Below are 17,416 nucleotides of genomic sequence, written 5' to 3' on the forward strand. Positions count from 1 at the left end.
CAGCGTTCAATCTGAGCCATGATCAAACTCTTCAGTTTAAAATCAATAGTACATATAGTGTACCAATCTTGGCTCATCAATTACTGACAAAAATTTGCTCAAATAAACTTCGAGTAATTTCTACCATTAATCAATGAAAATAATTTCGATCAATCAATCAGTAAAAATCCACACAAGTTGTTCTTCATAATCTCTTAATGATCTTCTTATTGCTTCGTCAGCAAATAAGAAAACAACATCAAACAATTCAAAACCTTATGTTTATCACTGTCTGCGTTGGTATGCAGCGTATTCTATAGAGTTTTAAAACAAACACAAGCCCCTATCATAGAAATTTCTATAATATTTTGCTTGAATGTATATTTTTTAAACTAAAAGCAATTTATTGCTTATTTAAAGATCAATATATCCGTATATTTTGCTTTATGAAAGACGAATTTTATAATTATTGGTGATTTTTATATTCTTTAATCTAAAAAGCCCGTAATTCAACGGACTTTTCGAATAATACGAATTATAAGAAAACCAATGAAGTTACGAAAGTGACTTTAGTTTGCTTGCTCAGCCAACCAACTCATGAATTTTTGTCGTTCAGCTTTATTGGCCTTTTGCCAAAGCTGAATTAATTGTTGATCTGCCCCATTTTCATTAATAGTCACATTTTTTGAAGCCGCTACAGGAGATACTACATTCGTTGGCTTTACTGCTACGGATTGTGCATAAACAGGTGCCGGTTGATTTTCTGGCACAGCGTCTTTCTTCATAAAATCTACAGCATTACCCAATACACCATTGGAGAAAATCGATTTTTGTTCTTTCTTTGCCCCCGCTTGCTGAACTAGTAATTGATTAGATTTGTCATACAAACCAAATATCGGTTGGTCTTTATATTTTTGTGCTGCATCAAAATCTTTTGGCGCATTGACTAGACCCAAACGATACTCTTGACCATCAATCAGTGATGGAGTACGAATAGCGGCAACACCTGACTTTAATATATCGTGCGAATTATCAGCATGTTGAAAAAATTCGCTATAACGCACCGTTAATACGTTTTCACCCGCATCTAGCTTATATTTCTCGGTAGATCGAAATAAACCACCAGTAACTTCTTGATCATTAACTGCAACTATTTTGATTTCTTCCGGAACAGTCAAAGTTACAGCTGCAAATCCTGCACTACTTAACATCAGCGCTGCAGCAGCAACAGTTAATCTTAAAGTCATCATTATCACTCTTTATCAATTATTTAGTTTCGATTGCACTATGCAATGCATATGTGACAATCTTATGACATCTAACAATCACTGTATATTTAGTTTCAAGACATTATTTTGATATTCATTCAAGAATTTTACATATAAAAAAAGATGCTTAATGCATCCTTTTTAATTCAACACACCATCATTACTTGAATGTTTTGAATCGTTCTTCATCTGCAATAAAGGTTTTTTCACCTGCAGGCGCTTCAATCGAACCGAAAACAAGTTGTGCACGTAGTTTCCATTGATCTGGCACATCAAATGCCGCAGCTGTTTCAGCATCAACAATTGGATTGTAATGTTGTAATGACGCACCAATATTTTTTTCAGCCAAAGCCGTCCAAGTAGCAAATTGAGCAATCGCCGTTGAATGTTCAGACCATACTGGGAAATTATCTGCATAAAGTGCAAATTGTTCTTGGAGGGCTTTTACTACAGCCTGATCTTCATAAAATAATGCTGTACCAAAACCTGCTGCAAAACTATTAATCTTGCCATTGGTTGCTTCAAATGCATCTGCAGGTACAATTTTACGTAAAGTTTCACGTACGATATTCCAGAATTTTTGATGTGCATCACCAAACAGAATAACAACACGAGACGTTTGAGAGTTAAATGATGATGGACTTAAACGTACAGCATTTTTAATGGTTTGCTCAATTTCATCTTGCGATAAACTCACGTTATTACCAATAGAATAGATTGTGCGACGTTGTTCGATTTGATTCAAGAATGACATTACAAGACCTCTTTTTATTTTCAATTAGCTGACTAAGTTGAGATTTATAATAGGTGAAGTTTTTAACCGTTGCATGACTATATTTACAACATTGTGTCTTATTTCTAGAACAATCAGTTGCAAGCATCTAAATACCTACAACCCACTTACATTCAGATTTTGGTTTCACTGTCTTTAGTACGGCAGAAATCAAAGCAACATACAGAACATAGAAATTACTCATAAATTCTAAACTGATCTTGATCTTCTGGTTCTAAACGTTCAGGCGCTTGACCTTCAATTGAACCAAAGACCAACTGCGCACGAAGCAGCCATTGTTTTGAAATATCAAAGTGTTCGGCAACAGCATAATCAATGTGTGGATTATAGTGTTGTAAACATGCGCCTAAACCTGCATCTGCGATCGAAGTCCATACTGCGAATTGGGCCATGCCAGACGTTTGCTCCGACCACACTGGAAAATCTTCTGCACTTAATGGCACTTTCTTTTGTAATTGTTGAATCACAGCTTGATCTTCATAGAAAAGCACAGTTCCCAGGCCAGCTACACACTGATCTATTTTGAGCGCCACACCTTCAAAAATATAACTCGCAACATTCTTGCGTTGTACGTCTTTTACTATGTCCCAAAATTTTTGATGAGATTCACCAAATAAAACCACAATACGTGTACTTTGCGAATTATATGCAGATGGACAACTTCTTACAGACTCTTGAATCAGTTCAGCCAAATAAGCCTGACTATAATGTACCTTCTTTCCAAGCTCGTAAATACTGCGACGTTTCTTTAGTTGGTCGACAAATGACGCTTCTACTTCTCGGTCAGTATTTTTCTTTTTTAATTTAAAATCTTTAGTGATATCCGCAGTCAATACATGACCAATTTTATCGAGTAACGCCACCCTAAACACCCCAAAGCAATTTTTATATATAAACAACAATTCCTTACTTATTCTAAGGGTTTATTAGGCTGAATTTTGATTATGATTTATTCACATGTTGCTTTTTAAATCAATCAATAAGTTCAAAAACAAAAAACTCCGCATTTTGCGGAGTTTATGTGACATTTAACGCATTTTATTTATCAGTTTCAAATAATGCTGCGACAAATGATTTTGCTGAGAATGGGCGCAAGTCATCAATTTTCTCACCTACACCAATAAAACGAATTGGCACATGGGTACGGCTTGCAATATTAAATAACACACCACCTTTCGCAGTACCATCCAGTTTAGTAATGGTTAGACCTGTAAGCCCTACTGCCTCGTCAAACATTTCAACTTGGTTAATGGCATTTTGACCTGTGCCTGCATCTACCACCAACATCACTTCATGCGGAGCTGTAGCATCAATTTTTTGCATTACACGTTTTACTTTAGACAACTCTTGCATGAGGTGTCCTTTGTTATGTAAACGACCTGCGGTGTCTGCAATCAGTACATCTACGCCTTTTGCACGAGCACTTTCAAATGCATCAAAAATAACTGATGCAGAATCTGCACCATGACCTTGAGCTACAACGGCAATATTATTGCGTTCGCCCCAAATTTGTAATTGTTCTGTCGCTGCTGCACGGAATGTATCACCAGCAGCCAACATTACTTTTTTACCTTCACCTTGTAAGCGTTTCGCTAATTTACCAATCGTGGTGGTTTTACCCACACCATTTACACCAACAACCAAAATCACATACGGATTTTTATTGCTATCGATATGTAGCTGTTTAACACGTGGTGCAAGTAATGCCACCAGTTCTTCTTGAAGCGCTTTATATAAAGAGTGCGAATAGATTAAATCGCCACGTTCAGTACGTTCAGTTAAGTTCGCAATAATCGTTTTGGTTGCATCAACACCAATATCAGCAACCAAAAGTTGCTCTTCGACTTCTTCTAAAAGTTCATCGTCAATTTCCTTCCCACCGATCAGGATATTCACCATGCCGTCTGCCAAGTTCTTACGTGACTTTGCTAGACCTTCTTTCATTCGACTAAAGAAGCCGCCTTTCGCCTTCGAGTCTTCAGTTTCTGACTCTGTTTCTTGTAATGGTGCAGCAACTTCTTGCTGTACTTTCGGTGTCTCGATAATCGGCACATTTACCGCAGGTAAACTCGGTAGCGTGACATCGTCATCACCGATATCAGCATCAATCAAAAATTTATTCTGCCCATGAGATTGCTGTTGCATGCCGAATCCTTGAAAAGCACTGCGTTAAAAAAACCGATTCTATCATAAGTTATCTTAAATTGAGTCGCTACACGCCTGTCAGAGCGAAGCACACTAAAAAACAACATGTTGAACTTGCAATCAAAATTAACTTTAGGAAAACTAGATAACTATAAAATGCATTTTAATGGATTCCTTTGTGTCCCATAAAAACAGATTTTCCCCTTGTTTTTTTAAAACTTTATTTCGTTCTGCGCTTCCTATCTGTGTCATCAGCAGTTGCCTTTGGTCTGCACCCAATCTACATGCAGACACACGTACCCAATTAACGCGAAGCACCTTTGAAACCACGCTTAAAAATGGCTTAAAGGTCATTATCCGTGAAGACCACCGTGCACCGATGGTAATGACCCATATTTGGTATCGTGTTGGCAGTAGTGATGAGTCGGGCAATCTATTAGGGATCTCTCATGCACTCGAACATATGATGTTTAAAGGAACCACTAAAGTTCCTAATGATGAATTTACACGTCTCAGCCGTATCTATGGCGGCAGCATCAACGCTGCAACCTTTACCAATTACACCAATTATTATCAGTTGTATCCTAAAGCCTACTTCCCTATGGCGCTGGAGCTCGAAGCGGATCGTATGAGTAATTTACGATTGCAACAACAAGATTTCGACCCTGAAATTAAAGTGGTTATGGAAGAACGCAGACAGCGCACAGATGACAATCCTCGTTCTTTGGCTTATGAACGTTTCAAATGGATCTCTTATCCAACCAGTCATTATCGCCAACCTGTCATTGGACATATGAAAAATCTGCAAAACATCACATTGGCAGATTTAAAACAGTGGTATAAAGATTGGTATACCCCGAACAATGCCATTTTGGTGATTGTCGGTGATGTCGATGCCGAAGCAGCCATTCGTCAAGTTCAAAAATACTTTGGTGATATTCCATCACGTAAAACACCTGATCGTAACGATGTGATGGAATTCGAGCGTGTGGGCTATCGTCATATGGAACTAAATTTACCCGTACAAGTGCCCAATTTGTATATGGCGTGGAATGTACGCTCACTGGCTACCGCCAAAAACCCACAAGATGCTTATGCACTCAATATTATTCGCAATATTTTAGACAGTGGGATCTCATCTCGCCTACAAGACAAACTGGTACGCGATAGAAAATTACTCACGGCTGTAAGCGTTTCTTATGATCCATACAATCGTGGTGATAGCTTGTTTACCATTTCAGCACTCCCTGCCGATGGCGTCAAAATGGAACAAGCGCAAAAGGCCATACAAGATGAAATCGACACTTTAAAAACAGAATTAGTCAAAACACCTGAAGTTGAACGCATCACCACACGTTTTGTTTCCAATTTAGTCTATAACCAAGATGACATCAGCAGCCAAGCCAAGACTATCGGTAACTTAGAAGTCAATGGGCTCAGTTTCAGGCTCATGGACGAATTACCAAAATTATATGAAAACGTCAGCGCACAGGATATTCAACGTGTCGCCAATGCGTATTTTGTCAAAGAAAATTTAAGCACCATGTATCTACTTCCAGAACAGACGGAGGTTCCAACAACCTCAAATAAAACAGATCAAACAGTAAAATCCGCTCAAACGGAAGTTGTTATTCCAGAGCAACAAATCAGCTCAACCCAAAACACAGAAAGCGTCTTGTAAGGATTAGTGATGACTATTACGAAAATTTTATCTCTAAGCTTACTTGCTGCGTTTGGCTCACTCCTCCATGCAGAAACTTATAGGGAAAATATTCCTGACCTCAACGATAACCCGAGCCAATTACAATCTATTCCAATGCTGCAAAGTTTAAAGAATTTACAGTTAGATAAAGACTACCGAGCTCCGCTGGTTCAAGTGCTGAAAAACCGAAATGGTGTGAATAGCCTGTTTGTTGAATCACAAGATCTACCCATGGTGGATATTCAACTGACCTTTAATGCGGGTTCTGCTCGTGATGAAGAAGTCGAAAAAGGCTTGTATGGTGTAGCAAACATGGCTGCACGTTTAATAGATGAAGGCACAGAAAAATACAATGCAACACAAATTGCCTCAGTTTTTGACCAAACAGGTGCTCAATTTAGCGTACAAGCACATCGAGATATGTTTGTCGTTCGGCTACGCGTATTGTCAGATCCTAAAAAATTAGAACCTGCTTTAAGTATGATGATGGACGTAATTAAAAATGCGACTTTTAAAAACTCCAGTCTCAACTTAGCACTCAGCAATAACCAAGCTGGTCAGAAACAACTCCAAGAAAGCCCAAGTCGCTTAATGAATATTCGTTTCTATCGGGCTGTATACGGCACACACCCATATGCAGAACCGATTACTGGAACCAATGGCAGTATCAAAAAAATCACCCCAGACATTTTAAAGAAGTTTCGTAATCAATTTTTAGTTGCTCAAAACATGAATATTGCCATTACAGGCAAACTCAGCAAAAAAGAAGCACAAAACCTTGCAGAACGTATTTCCGGAAACTTAAACCAAGGTGAAAAAGCTAAGGCACTTGCACAACCAGAAGAAAAACAAGGGTTTGATATCATCCATCTTCCCTACAATTCCACCCAAGCCAACGTTATGTTTGGACATTTAGGAACGACACGTGATAACAAAGATCGATTAGCCCTAGAAGTAGCTAATCGAATGTTTGGTGGTGGAGGTTTTAACTCGGTCCTCATGCAAGAGCTTCGCGTTAAACGTGGCTATACTTATGGTGCCTATAGTGCATTTAGCTTTAGCCAAGCACCCGGTATCTTTAGTTTTAGCTATGGAACACGTCAAGATCAGCTGATAGATAGTATTCAAGTTGCACATAAGGCTTTTAATGATTTTGTCAAAATGCCTATTGATCAAAAACAAATGGAAGAAACCAAAGCAGGCATGCTGCGTGCTTTTCCAAATAATTACAGCAGTAATGCAACGATCAATGCACAGCTTGGTCTATTGGGCTTTTATCAACAAGACCCAGATTATTTGACACAGTACCCTAAATTATTGGAAAAAATAACTGTAACTGATGTACAAAATGCGGTTCGTACTTACATGCACCCTGAAAATATAACTGTGATTGTGGTGAGCAAAACCTTAGATAAAAATGAAGTACAGCAGATATTGGAGAAGAATGTACAAGCAGCTCCAACCAAGATAATCCCTACAACTAAAGCTGTTCCTCTGCCAAAGCCGGAAGTTGATGTGCTCGCACAGACTCCATCTGATAAGCATGCATCAATTTAAGATAAGCACCCACACGAATGCGATCTTGCTGTCTCAGCAGCATCGCCATTTCCTGTGTTTCAGGATAACTTTGCTGCAACGCAAGTCGTGACACGTTTTGGTATTGCTGTACAGAAATAGGACGATATAAGGCAATCACAGCCAATACCAAAATCACCACGATCATGACTGAAACAAAGATATTATAAATTTGCTCAAGCTGTATTTTAGATTTGAATTGAATAATTTTTTCTAAATCAATAGTCATACACTACCTCAGGTTCAAAGTAGTGTATGGCTGACGTTCAAGAAGTTCAAGTCACAGCGCTTAAAACTGCATCAGTTCACCTTTTCAGTCTGTGAGTTAGCTAAACAATTTAATGAATAATGGTACGTATCACCGCAAAATAAAGAATTAATGCAATAATCGCCAAAACGATAAATACTGCAAAAATACTCATTCCACCTTCTGCATGCGCAGGATGTAAATCATCATCATCGGCGATTTTGAGTAATTCGCCATTATATGCATTGTAAAATTCTAAGCGCTGTCCCTTATCTAAATCCCGTGTGAAATCATATACACGTTTGCGCTGTGCCAAACCAAAATCCCCTAAATGAATTTCTTGATGAAAAATTGCTTCATCAAGATTGCGACGATGTAGATGTGCCAACTCCACAATTTGCGCTAATGTCGGAGGATAATCTAAAGTTAAACCGTCTAAAACTCTTGTCATTTTACTTCTCCTTATTATCTACAACTTCTTATGATAGTATTTTACTCACGAAAACAATTGTCCATTGTTTAATCATGTAAACTATAGCAAATTAGAAATATTTACGTGAATAGTTGACAATTCAAGATAATTGTAATATTAGTTTAATAATACTTAGTTATATTAGTTAATAGGGCTAAAGAATGGGCCCTTAATGATCATAATTAGAATAAGGAGTTAAATATGATTCAACAATTCTCTCAACATGAACTCGAACATGTATACGCAAATGCGGTGAACACAATTCAGTCTCAAATGAACTTCAGCGATGCAGTTCACGAATTGGAAGATGCAGCTCGTGCTGGACATGGTAAAGCAGCGTTATTTTTGGCTGAACTTTATTATCAAGGCTTCCGCGTAGAACGTGACTCACTCAAAGCGCAATATTGGCAGAACATGGCCACCTTGCAAGCATAACAAAACGTCACTAAGGTGGCGTTTTTTTACACCCTTCAACTTTTGACTACATAAATTCTTACAATCCAGTTCAAAGCTTACACAGCTTTTTCATAAGAATTTCCTACAATAGGAGCAACATCAACAACACGCTGCATATGATGTCTAAATTAAAGCAATATAAACCTATTCCAAAAGATTTATTTTTCAAAATTAGTATTTTAAAAACCATGATGTACTGTGGAGTCCTTTGGGGTCTCTACCACCAACAAGGTTGGGCAATGACCAGCGATCAAGATCATATTATCTTCCCGTTTTGGCTAAATGGCATTCAAGCGCATAAATATGCCAAAAAGCATTGGCCCAACTACACTCCACGACGCATTACACCAGAAGATTTTGAGGCATCGCTATTACCAACATTGACACGCCTTAAAGTTATCCCTGCGTTGCATAGCTCAAGTCACATTCGTCTCAAGCTCACAACCTCACAAATGCGTTTATTCTTTTTTAACCAAGATAAGATTCAAATGGCATAAAACCCTCAGTGCATGTTTGACCTCTGCATGCACTGAAAAGTATTTGCTTTTTTCAAATTTCGCGCTAATTTAAATTAAACAAAAACTACTATAAAGGAATGAAAATATGACTACAGTTGCCCAAGTACTTAAAGACAAAGCTTATCAAGAAATTTACACCATCACCCCAGATGCGACTGTACTCGAAGCCATTTCCCTGATGGCACAAAAAGGCATTGGTGCCCTCGTTGTGACCCATGAAGGCACAGTTGTTGGGATTTTGTCTGAGCGTGATTACACACGTAAAATCGCCCTGATGGAAAGAACATCTTTCGATACCTCTGTCAGCGAAATTATGACGGGTAGTGTCATCACCGTGACAAGTGCCGCGACTGTCGAAGAATGTTTAGAACTTATGACAGATCGCCATTTACGTCATTTACCTGTCGTTGAGGAACAGAAATTAACCGGCTTAATCTCCATCGGCGACCTTGTAAAAGCAGCAATGGATGATCAACGCAAACTGATCGAACAACTTCAACAATATATTTCAGGCTAAACTTAAAAATCCCCCTTAACAAGCTTTAAGGGGGGAAATCTAGAAATCAAAATTCTTCATACAACTCACAATATGTAATGACAAACACATTACAAATTAATTACTTTTCTCAATTTCCTTTCTTATGTTGAAACCCGTTTTAGATAAATTAGACCAACTGGATGCCATCATTTTAGAATTAGAACGCTTAATGGTTTCGATGAAGAATGATGAGCTGCTGGAATACCACCGACGTACGATTAATTTGGAGATTGCTTCGTCTATCGCTGAAATTTTAGATGCAAAAGCAATTATTTATGCACTACATCCTGAGTTAATTCCAATTACATCAAGCGTTAACCACACTTTTTATAAAAATTATGTCAAAAAAAATATCCCAGTAAAAAACTGGGATACTTCGAATATAGATCGGGCTATACAACTGCAAAAGATTTTTGCACCATCAACAGATGATGCGCAACTTAGTCTTTTTTAATGGTAGTAATTAATTTAAACCTAATTTTTCAGCCACATAGTCTGAGTCTTTATCGCCACGGCCTGAAACGTTAACGACAATCTTCACATCTTTAGCAAGTTTTGGTGCTTCACGAATTGCCCACGCAACCGCATGTGAACTTTCTAGTGCAGGAACAATACCTTCCACACGTGAAAGCGTCATGAATGCATCTAAACACTCTTGGTCTGTCGCTGTTGTATATTCAACACGGCCTAGGTCTTTTAACAAACTATGTTGTGGCCCCACCCCTGGATAGTCCAAACCTGATGCAATTGAATGCACTGGTAATGGTTCACCCTGTTCATCCTCAAGGACATAACATGCCATGCCATGAATTTGACTTGGCTTACCCAATGTCAACGTCGCAGAGTGCATATTGGTATCTAAACCATGACCTGCAGGTTCTACGCCAACAAGTTTTACATCGGAGTCATTCAGGAATGCTGTAAATGCACCAACGGCATTGGATCCACCACCCACACATGCAACCACATAGTCAGGATTTGCACCAAATCGATCATTGGCTTGAACTTTAATTTCATCACCAATAATTGATTGGAAGTCACGAACCATTTTCGGGAATGGATGTGGGCCAACCACTGAGCCAATCGCATAAATAAAATTGGTTGGATCTTTTAAATATTCTTCAAAAGCGCTATCTACTGCATCTTTAAGCGTAGCTGTACCACGTGTAACAGAGATAAGGTTGGCACCTAAAATCTTCATTTTCACCACGTTTGGATGTTCTTTTTCAATATCCACTTGCCCCATGTGAATTTCACATGGAATGCCCACTAAGGCACAAGCCGTTGCCAATGCTACACCATGCTGACCTGCGCCGGTTTCAGCAATCACTTTGGTTTTACCCATGTATTTTGCTAATAAGGCTTCGCCAAGGCAGTGGTTAATTTTATGCGCGCCAGTATGGTTGAGGTCTTCACGCTTGAGGTAGATTTGTGCACCACCTAATTTGTCAGACAAGCGCTTCGCATAAAACAATGGGCTTGGACGTCCAACATAGTGCGCAAACAACTCTTTCAATTCATTTTGAAATTCTTCTGTATGACGAATTTGCTCATAAGCAACATTAATGTCATCCATTGCCTGTTTTAAATCTGGTGGAATGAACTGCCCACCGTATTCACCGAAGAAACCTTCTTCATTAGGTAATGCGATACCATTAATTTGATGATCCATCATATTTCCTTCATGTTGTATGCAAAACAAAGACTTTTAAATACTATCCAATTTTGAAAATAAGAAACAATGCAAAATTGGTGTAAGTAATATAAACATCATTGATAAGAAAAAGTATCGTTTTTTAAAGCTTTAGCGCGCTAAATATTTCGTCATATCTTCCACACCTTTTAGAGTCATCGGGAACATATGATCTTCAAAGATGTGTTTTATCGCAGCTATGGTTTGGGTGTAATGCCAATAACTTTCTTCTTCGGGGTTTAACCATGCTGTTTTATCAAAATGATTGCGTAAGCGCTGTAACCACACCTGACCCGCTTCATCATTCATATACTCCACAGAACCACCTACAGAGTTCAACTCATACGGTGCCATACTTGCATCACCGACCACGATGACGCGGTAATCTCGCCCATAGGTATTGAATAGATCCCAAGTATTCATACGCGTGCTTGAACGGCGAATATTATCTTTCCACACATAGTCATATAAACAGTTATGGAAATAGAAATACTCTAAGGTTTTAAATTCAGTTTTAGCCGCGGTAAAGAGCTTCTCACATTGGGCAATATGTGAATCCATCGAGCCCCCAACATCAAACAGCATCAAGACTTTAATGCGGTTACGTCGTTCAGGAACCAACTGCACATCCAAAATTCCTTGTTTGGCTGTTTCACGAATGGTTCCGTCGATATCTAGCTCTTCTGCTGCACCTTGGCGGGCAAATTTACGCAAACGACGCAAAGCCATCTGCATCTGACGACTTCCGAGAATCTGCTCATCATCTAGGTTTCGGTATTGTCGTTGTTCCCACACTTTCACCGCAGATCGTTTACGACCAGGCCCACCGATACGCACACCTTCAGGATGGTCACCATAGGCACCAAAGGGCGAGGTACCGCCCGTACCTATCATCCGATTACCACCTTGATGCTTTTTATGCTGCTCGCGCAAACGCTCTTCAAGCATTTTCATCAGTTCTTCTAATGATCCAGCTTTTTTTAGTTCTTCTCGTTGTTCTGGTGTCAAATGCTTTTCGATGAGCTCTAGATCAAACCAATCCTTTGGCAGTTTATGCACCTGATTTAATAGCTCATCTAAATCAAAGGTAGCAATACCGTCAAAATAATCTTTCATTGCACGGTCGAACTTATCAAAGTAACGCTCATCTTTGACCATGACGGTTTTTGCAAGCTGATAAAATTCATTTTGATCTGCAAAGACTAGCCCTGCTGCCACTGCTTGGTTCAAGTCAATCAATTCACGAGTTGAAACAGGAACACCGTATTTTCGAAGGGTATAAAACAATCGCACAAACATAGGCGAATAAAATCCAATAAAAAATTAAATATCAGGAGGTCAAATCCAGTGTGAATGCATGTGATCTTGTTATTTCATCTGCAACTGAGTCTTGCCTTACATCCACCATTATGAAAAATTGATCCCTACAAGTAAAGCCAAAAGCTTGTTCTGCGTGTTCATATACGTTGCCCTACTATCCAAAGAAACACATATAGCATGATTTATTCGCAAGTCGCATTTCTATTGTTAAGCGATTGTTTAAGAGTTTCATATTTGTGCTGAACATTGAGGCGATCTTGCTGCAAATGTTCAATAGATACGATTTTATGAAAACCTTGATGGTTTCTATAGCGGTTAAAGTCACTTAGATTCAAGATCACAAAATCATAGTATTTTAGCTCAAGTTGCAGCACAGGCCTTTTGCTGAATGGCCGTTTGAGCTGCGAGATGATCTGATTGATCAATGAGCTTTTCTTTAAGTTGATGTTCTGCAACTTGCGCCCAATACGCATCCTGGAGTAGCTGTTGATGCTGCTGTTCAAACTGAGCATCATCCATCGCATAGCTATACCCAGATAAATACAAGCTCGCAGCCAACAAAAGTACAGTCGGCTTTAATCTCCTAGGTACAGCTATGTGTACACGAGATACGTATGCATTTGTCTGCATAATTCACCTTTATATTTTTTAATGCTCAAAATAAAAGCCGGATAACCGGCTTTTAAATCTTTTATAGAATTGATATCAATTAACGACGTGACATAAATGCTAGACGCTCAAGTAATTGCACATCTTGTTCATTCTTAATCAAGGCACCATAAAGCGGTGGAATTGATTTTGATTTATCTGTATTGCGTAAAATATCTTCTGGCATATCATCCGCCATCAGCAAACTCAACCAATCAATCAACTCAGAGGTTGAAGGTGGTTTCTTTAAACCCGGAACTTGACGTAATTTAAAGAAGATTTGTAGTGCTTCGGAAACCAAGGTATTTGAAATATTTTCAAAATGCACATCGATGATTTCACGCATGGTTGCTTCGTCCGGGAATTCAATATAATGGAAGAAACAACGACGCAAAAAGGCATCTGGAAGTTCTTTTTCATTATTTGAAGTAATGATCACGATTGGACGTTGTGTTGCCGTAATCGTTTCACCCGTCTCATACACAAAGAAGGACATTTTATCGAGTTCATGCAGCAAATCATTAGGGAATTCGATATCTGCTTTATCAATCTCGTCAATTAGAAGTACACAACGTTCTTCACTAGTGAATGCTTCCCAAAGCTTACCCGGCTTAATATAGTTTTTGATGTCATAAACACGGTCATCGCCCAACTGACTATCACGCAGACGAGATACGGCGTCGTACTCGTACAAACCTTGTTGAGCCTTGGTCGTTGATTTGATATGCCACGTAATGAGCTTAAGCCCTAAGCTTTCAGCCACTTGTTCGGCTAAAAGTGTCTTACCTGTCCCCGGCTCACCTTTAACCAAAAGTGGCTTTTGCAATGAACGTGCAGCTTTTACTGCAAGTTTTAAGCTATCGGTCGCAATATATTGATCTGTACCAGTAAATTGTTGAGTTTCAACAGACATGACATAACCTTATTTTTTTATTTAAAGCGGTGAAATTTTCTTGTTTACAACGTGCTGTGGTTTCGCTGCATTGTATTTGGTCCAAAAATAACCGAGGACTAAACCAATACCCACCACAAAGAGAATCAGCGATAGATTCAACCAAACCAATGGCTGATCTTTTGTTAATACACCAAAAATCAAACCAAAAATCGCAGGTGCGATTGCTGCATTTGAACCTTCAGAAACGGTTGGTGTTAATAAAATAGCAAATACGATAAGCCAACCAATGGCACCAATCGTTTTGGGTAAGCGCTTCATCAGCCCATACCAACACAACAAAGCAATTACAGCCCCACCTAAGTAAACCGTAATTGCAATACTGCTTTCAGGAATTGAATCCAATACCGATACTACACCATTCATTTTCACAACTCCTGAATTAACTTAAGCGCCGCGCAAGCCTTCTGGCTCTACTGCATTTGGGTCAATTAAACCTTCTGGAGGCATTTGAATAAAGAACCCTTTTGTTTCAATAGAATCTATGACATGCAATACGTTTACACGTGCAAGTTTGCGTGATTCACTGAGTTCTAGATCCATGACAAATGTGGCACGACCAAATGCTGTACGTAAAGCATCAGGCATTACTGCAAGTGGATCTGTCACTTCAGTTTCGTTTTCATTAACTTCAGGACGGGCAATATAAAGATACATTTCATCTTTTTTGCTCGATTTGTAGATAGAACAGTACATAATTGAATCAACACTCATTAGACGCAAGGCAAAGGATACATCAAAAAAAAGACTGATACATTAGTGTTTATTAACGCATCAGTCGTGAATTTGTATAAGTGATAGTTCTTTAATCAATCAGAACTTATTCCAACACTTTCATTTGACCAGAAAGATAACTTTCATCGGCATGCAGCACTTCAATTAAAGGCTTCGTCAGCAAATCATAGCGCCAGCCCAACAAATAGCTCGGTAAATCTTGTTCATCATTATGAAAAACCACATGCTGATACAAGGCATTTAACCATTTTTTGCGCATTAAAACTTCTTTAGGCACAGAGGTTTCTTGTACTGCACGCTGAATGACTGTATCGACGCGCGAACCAATATCCTGAGACGAATGACGAATTGGACGTGCCATACGCAGCGGCCATTCAGCTTGTTCTGGTAAAAACTTCAACAAATCTAAAATAATTTTACCATGCTCACGCACAATGTTCGGACGAATGTCTTTCACTGCACTCAATTGAAAATTATTTTTTGGATTTTTTTCTACCATATCAATGATGGTTGAGTTTTTAAGAATAAAGCTACGTGGCTGATTTAAGGCTTTCACCATTTGCTCACGCCAAACGGCCAATTGCTGAATTTGCATGAGCTGACGACGTGAATGTCGATAATTACCAATATCGTGATACAGCATATGGATCGGCGTTTCAGTGCCAATTTCATAAGTTAAATTTTTACAGTCCTCAAGCACACAATTTAATAAACTTTTCGCAGCCAATTCATTCTGAATCGTATGGCTTAAATTCATTAAATAATGTACATCATTCGCTGCATAGTTCAATTGCTCGGCACTGAGTGGACGAGCCAACCAATCTGAACGTGTCTGATCTTTATCTATATCTACATCGAGCATAGTTTTTAAGGCATTTTGATAGCTGACTTGTAAGCCATGCCCTAAAAATGACATCCCAACTTGGGTATCAAAGACATTTTCTAAAGACTTATGCTGTGCATAGTGATAAATCAGGTCGATATCTTCACTACATGCATGAAAAATGTTTTGCTGAGCTACAAATAATTTTTGCCAGAATTGGCTTAAATCGAGGGTTGTACCATCAAGTAAATACACCTGATTTTGTACATTAATTTGGAAAAGTCCAAGTTTGGGCCACAGGGTATCTACTTTTATAAACTCGGTGTCGAGTCCGTAAATCGAGCTTTGGTCCATAAGATTTAAAACGCAATTTAAATCTGGCTGATTTTGAATGAATTGATACATAAGTTGCTGAGTCTAATTTTAGATGCTCTATGAGCTTATATTAACTGATATATATTATTTATCTATAAGGAAAAACGTTATTTTAGTGACTTATTTCCTTTATTTGGCTTTTTTATTCATTATTAACAAAAACTTTAATCGTTATTAAGTATAAATAATTAGGTGAATTTTATACAAAGCGAAACGAGTTTCGCTCTATAGTTACTTCATTCGCATTCGGTTATGCACGGCCTGACTTAAAGTATGACTATCCACATATTCAAGCTCACCACCCTGTGGTACACCCTGTGCAATACGGGTCATTTGTATAGGTAAATGCTTGGTCGCTTCAACCAAATAATGTGCTGTCGCTTGACCTTCTACCGTTGCATTGGTCGCCAAGATCACTTCCTGCACTTTACCATCAATTAATCGTTGAATTAAATATGGGATACCAATTTCGTCTGGGCCAATACCATCGAGTGGCGACAAATGTCCACCCAATACATGATATTTCCCTCTAAAACTGCCACTTTGCTCGATTGCCATGACATCTGCGGGAGATTCAACCACACAAAGCAGTTGATCATCACGCTCTGAAGAGACGCAAATATTGCATACTTCATCTTCAGTCAATGAATGGCAAATTGAACATTCATGAATATAGTTGGTTGCTTCAGTCAAGGCATGTGCCAAACCAACAGCGCCTTCCCTATTTTTCATGATTAAGTGCAGTGCCATACGTTGGGCCGACTTTGGCCCAACGCTTGGCAAAATACGCAATGCCTGTACAAGTTGATCAAAACGATCACTAAACATTCAACGTATTCCTTAGAATAAACCTGAAAGACCTGGTGGAAGACCCATACCAGAGTTTGCAGATTTCAGTTTTTCTTCTGAAATTACTTCAGCTTGACGTGAAGCATCATTCATTGCTGCTGCAATTAAGTCTTCAATCATATCTGCATCATCTTGAAGTAGTTCAGGATTGATTTCGATACGTTTCACTACATGACGTGCAGTCATAGTAACTTTAACCAGACCACCACCTGCTTCAGCGTGAACTTCAACTTGTGCAAGCTCTTCCTTGGCTTTTTTAATGTTGCTCTCAACTTCTTTTTGCATGCGTTGAGCTTGCTGCATGAGCATATTAATGTTCATAAAAATC

At 38.7% G+C, this 17,416-nt stretch carries 20 protein-coding genes and 1 pseudogene; 6 read left to right on the forward strand and 15 right to left on the reverse strand.

Annotated features, from left to right (window positions below; genetic code table 11):
- Window positions 1-548: 548 nt before the first annotated feature.
- From FTU02_RS12805 to ftsY, 4 genes are all read right to left on the reverse strand, one after another.
- Complete coding sequence (locus tag FTU02_RS12805) at window positions 549-1,226, reverse strand: DUF2057 domain-containing protein (protein ID WP_180157508.1); 678 nt, start codon at window positions 1,224-1,226, stop codon at window positions 549-551.
- A 181-nt stretch (window positions 1,227-1,407) separates the two neighbouring features.
- The gene (locus FTU02_RS12810; protein ID WP_180157449.1) at window positions 1,408-2,001 is read right to left on the reverse strand and encodes a nitroreductase family protein; all 594 of its coding nucleotides are present in this window, start codon (window positions 1,999-2,001) and stop codon (window positions 1,408-1,410) included.
- Window positions 2,002-2,216: 215 nt separating this feature from the next.
- Window positions 2,217-2,903: a nitroreductase family protein gene (locus tag FTU02_RS12815; RefSeq protein WP_180157451.1), complete on the reverse strand. Its 687-nt coding sequence runs from the start codon at window positions 2,901-2,903 to the stop codon at window positions 2,217-2,219.
- A 175-nt stretch (window positions 2,904-3,078) separates the two neighbouring features.
- Window positions 3,079-4,185, reverse strand: coding sequence for a signal recognition particle-docking protein FtsY (gene ftsY, locus FTU02_RS12820; protein ID WP_180157453.1), 1,107 nt, complete (start codon window positions 4,183-4,185; stop codon window positions 3,079-3,081).
- 250 nt (window positions 4,186-4,435) lie between these two features.
- Between ftsY and FTU02_RS12825 the strand changes: the two are divergent.
- A pseudogene (locus tag FTU02_RS12825) lies at window positions 4,436-5,749 on the forward strand (M16 family metallopeptidase); the annotation flags it as partial.
- 123 nt (window positions 5,750-5,872) lie between these two features.
- Window positions 5,873-7,444 carry a M16 family metallopeptidase gene (locus FTU02_RS12830; RefSeq protein ID WP_373684258.1) on the forward strand — a complete coding sequence of 524 codons (1,572 nt, stop codon included), beginning with the start codon at window positions 5,873-5,875 and terminating at the stop codon, window positions 7,442-7,444.
- Here the strand turns inward: FTU02_RS12830 and FTU02_RS12835 are convergent.
- Entirely contained in the window at window positions 7,368-7,691 is a 324-nt protein-coding gene (locus FTU02_RS12835) for a hypothetical protein (RefSeq protein ID WP_078193898.1), read from the reverse strand. The two genes, FTU02_RS12830 and FTU02_RS12835, sit on opposite strands and share 77 nt — an antisense overlap.
- A gap of 109 nt (window positions 7,692-7,800) precedes the next feature.
- On the reverse strand, window positions 7,801-8,160 hold the full coding sequence (locus FTU02_RS12840; protein WP_180023554.1) for a hypothetical protein: 360 nt from the start codon (window positions 8,158-8,160) through the stop codon (window positions 7,801-7,803).
- Between the two features lie 222 nt (window positions 8,161-8,382).
- Here FTU02_RS12840 and FTU02_RS12845 point away from each other — a divergent pair, with 222 nt between their 5' ends.
- From FTU02_RS12845 to FTU02_RS12860, 4 genes are all read left to right on the forward strand, one after another.
- Window positions 8,383-8,616 (forward strand): hypothetical protein, encoded by a 234-nt coding sequence (locus FTU02_RS12845; RefSeq protein ID WP_078188494.1) that lies wholly within the window; start codon window positions 8,383-8,385, stop codon window positions 8,614-8,616.
- Window positions 8,617-8,756: 140 nt separating this feature from the next.
- A complete protein-coding gene (locus FTU02_RS12850) occupies window positions 8,757-9,134 on the forward strand; it encodes a DUF2750 domain-containing protein (protein ID WP_078188495.1) in 378 nt (125 codons plus the stop codon).
- Between the two features lie 106 nt (window positions 9,135-9,240).
- Entirely contained in the window at window positions 9,241-9,672 is a 432-nt protein-coding gene (locus tag FTU02_RS12855; protein WP_078193901.1) for a CBS domain-containing protein, read from the forward strand.
- A 124-nt stretch (window positions 9,673-9,796) separates the two neighbouring features.
- Complete coding sequence (locus FTU02_RS12860) at window positions 9,797-10,147, forward strand: hypothetical protein (RefSeq protein WP_180110175.1); 351 nt, start codon at window positions 9,797-9,799, stop codon at window positions 10,145-10,147.
- 9 nt (window positions 10,148-10,156) lie between these two features.
- On the opposite strand, the gene trpB is transcribed toward FTU02_RS12860, so the two are convergent.
- The 9 genes from trpB to FTU02_RS12905 form a co-directional block, all read right to left on the reverse strand.
- Entirely contained in the window at window positions 10,157-11,365 is a 1,209-nt protein-coding gene (gene trpB / locus FTU02_RS12865) for a tryptophan synthase subunit beta (protein ID WP_180157511.1), read from the reverse strand.
- Between the two features lie 132 nt (window positions 11,366-11,497).
- Window positions 11,498-12,685, reverse strand: a complete 1,188-nt coding sequence (locus FTU02_RS12870) for a VWA domain-containing protein (protein ID WP_078193904.1) — start codon at window positions 12,683-12,685, stop codon at window positions 11,498-11,500.
- Window positions 12,686-13,066: 381 nt separating this feature from the next.
- The gene (locus FTU02_RS12875) at window positions 13,067-13,336 is read right to left on the reverse strand and encodes a hypothetical protein (RefSeq protein ID WP_180157460.1); all 270 of its coding nucleotides are present in this window, start codon (window positions 13,334-13,336) and stop codon (window positions 13,067-13,069) included.
- A 79-nt stretch (window positions 13,337-13,415) separates the two neighbouring features.
- Window positions 13,416-14,267: a MoxR family ATPase gene (locus tag FTU02_RS12880; protein WP_078188501.1), complete on the reverse strand. Its 852-nt coding sequence runs from the start codon at window positions 14,265-14,267 to the stop codon at window positions 13,416-13,418.
- A gap of 21 nt (window positions 14,268-14,288) precedes the next feature.
- Entirely contained in the window at window positions 14,289-14,672 is a 384-nt protein-coding gene (locus FTU02_RS12885; protein WP_078193907.1) for a hypothetical protein, read from the reverse strand.
- A gap of 21 nt (window positions 14,673-14,693) precedes the next feature.
- The gene (locus FTU02_RS12890; protein ID WP_078194000.1) at window positions 14,694-15,002 is read right to left on the reverse strand and encodes a YcgL domain-containing protein; all 309 of its coding nucleotides are present in this window, start codon (window positions 15,000-15,002) and stop codon (window positions 14,694-14,696) included.
- Between the two features lie 124 nt (window positions 15,003-15,126).
- A complete protein-coding gene (locus tag FTU02_RS12895) occupies window positions 15,127-16,269 on the reverse strand; it encodes an HRDC domain-containing protein (protein ID WP_180157462.1) in 1,143 nt (380 codons plus the stop codon).
- 201 nt (window positions 16,270-16,470) lie between these two features.
- Window positions 16,471-17,067, reverse strand: a complete 597-nt coding sequence (recR, locus tag FTU02_RS12900) for a recombination mediator RecR (protein WP_180157464.1) — start codon at window positions 17,065-17,067, stop codon at window positions 16,471-16,473.
- A 12-nt stretch (window positions 17,068-17,079) separates the two neighbouring features.
- The gene (locus FTU02_RS12905) at window positions 17,080-17,409 is read right to left on the reverse strand and encodes a YbaB/EbfC family nucleoid-associated protein (RefSeq protein WP_078188506.1); all 330 of its coding nucleotides are present in this window, start codon (window positions 17,407-17,409) and stop codon (window positions 17,080-17,082) included.
- Between the last annotated feature and the right edge of the window lie 7 nt (window positions 17,410-17,416).

Source organism: Acinetobacter sp. YH12045 (genome assembly GCF_013419925.1).
GTDB classification, from domain to species: Bacteria; Pseudomonadota; Gammaproteobacteria; order Pseudomonadales; family Moraxellaceae; genus Acinetobacter; species Acinetobacter amyesii.

Bases quoted from the DNA above. Each gene is read 5' to 3' on its own strand.
- FTU02_RS12805 (WP_180157508.1), bottom strand. From the start codon at position 1,226: ATGACTTTAAGATTAACTGTTGCTGCTGCAGCGCTGATGTTAAGTAGT.
- FTU02_RS12810 (WP_180157449.1), bottom strand. From the start codon at position 2,001: ATGTCATTCTTGAATCAAATCGAACAACGTCGCACAATCTATTCTATT.
- ftsY (WP_180157453.1), bottom strand. From the start codon at position 4,185: ATGCAACAGCAATCTCATGGGCAGAATAAATTTTTGATTGATGCTGAT.
- FTU02_RS12835 (WP_078193898.1), bottom strand. From the start codon at position 7,691: ATGACTATTGATTTAGAAAAAATTATTCAATTCAAATCTAAAATACAG.
- FTU02_RS12840 (WP_180023554.1), bottom strand. From the start codon at position 8,160: ATGACAAGAGTTTTAGACGGTTTAACTTTAGATTATCCTCCGACATTA.
- FTU02_RS12845 (WP_078188494.1), top strand. From the start codon at position 8,383: ATGATTCAACAATTCTCTCAACATGAACTCGAACATGTATACGCAAAT.
- FTU02_RS12850 (WP_078188495.1), top strand. From the start codon at position 8,757: ATGTCTAAATTAAAGCAATATAAACCTATTCCAAAAGATTTATTTTTC.
- FTU02_RS12855 (WP_078193901.1), top strand. From the start codon at position 9,241: ATGACTACAGTTGCCCAAGTACTTAAAGACAAAGCTTATCAAGAAATT.
- FTU02_RS12860 (WP_180110175.1), top strand. From the start codon at position 9,797: ATGTTGAAACCCGTTTTAGATAAATTAGACCAACTGGATGCCATCATT.
- trpB (WP_180157511.1), bottom strand. From the start codon at position 11,365: ATGGATCATCAAATTAATGGTATCGCATTACCTAATGAAGAAGGTTTC.
- FTU02_RS12870 (WP_078193904.1), bottom strand. From the start codon at position 12,685: ATGTTTGTGCGATTGTTTTATACCCTTCGAAAATACGGTGTTCCTGTT.
- FTU02_RS12875 (WP_180157460.1), bottom strand. From the start codon at position 13,336: ATGCAGACAAATGCATACGTATCTCGTGTACACATAGCTGTACCTAGG.
- FTU02_RS12880 (WP_078188501.1), bottom strand. From the start codon at position 14,267: ATGTCTGTTGAAACTCAACAATTTACTGGTACAGATCAATATATTGCG.
- FTU02_RS12885 (WP_078193907.1), bottom strand. From the start codon at position 14,672: ATGAATGGTGTAGTATCGGTATTGGATTCAATTCCTGAAAGCAGTATT.
- FTU02_RS12890 (WP_078194000.1), bottom strand. From the start codon at position 15,002: ATGTACTGTTCTATCTACAAATCGAGCAAAAAAGATGAAATGTATCTT.
- FTU02_RS12895 (WP_180157462.1), bottom strand. From the start codon at position 16,269: ATGTATCAATTCATTCAAAATCAGCCAGATTTAAATTGCGTTTTAAAT.
- recR (WP_180157464.1), bottom strand. From the start codon at position 17,067: ATGTTTAGTGATCGTTTTGATCAACTTGTACAGGCATTGCGTATTTTG.
- FTU02_RS12905 (WP_078188506.1), bottom strand. From the start codon at position 17,409: ATGAACATTAATATGCTCATGCAGCAAGCTCAACGCATGCAAAAAGAA.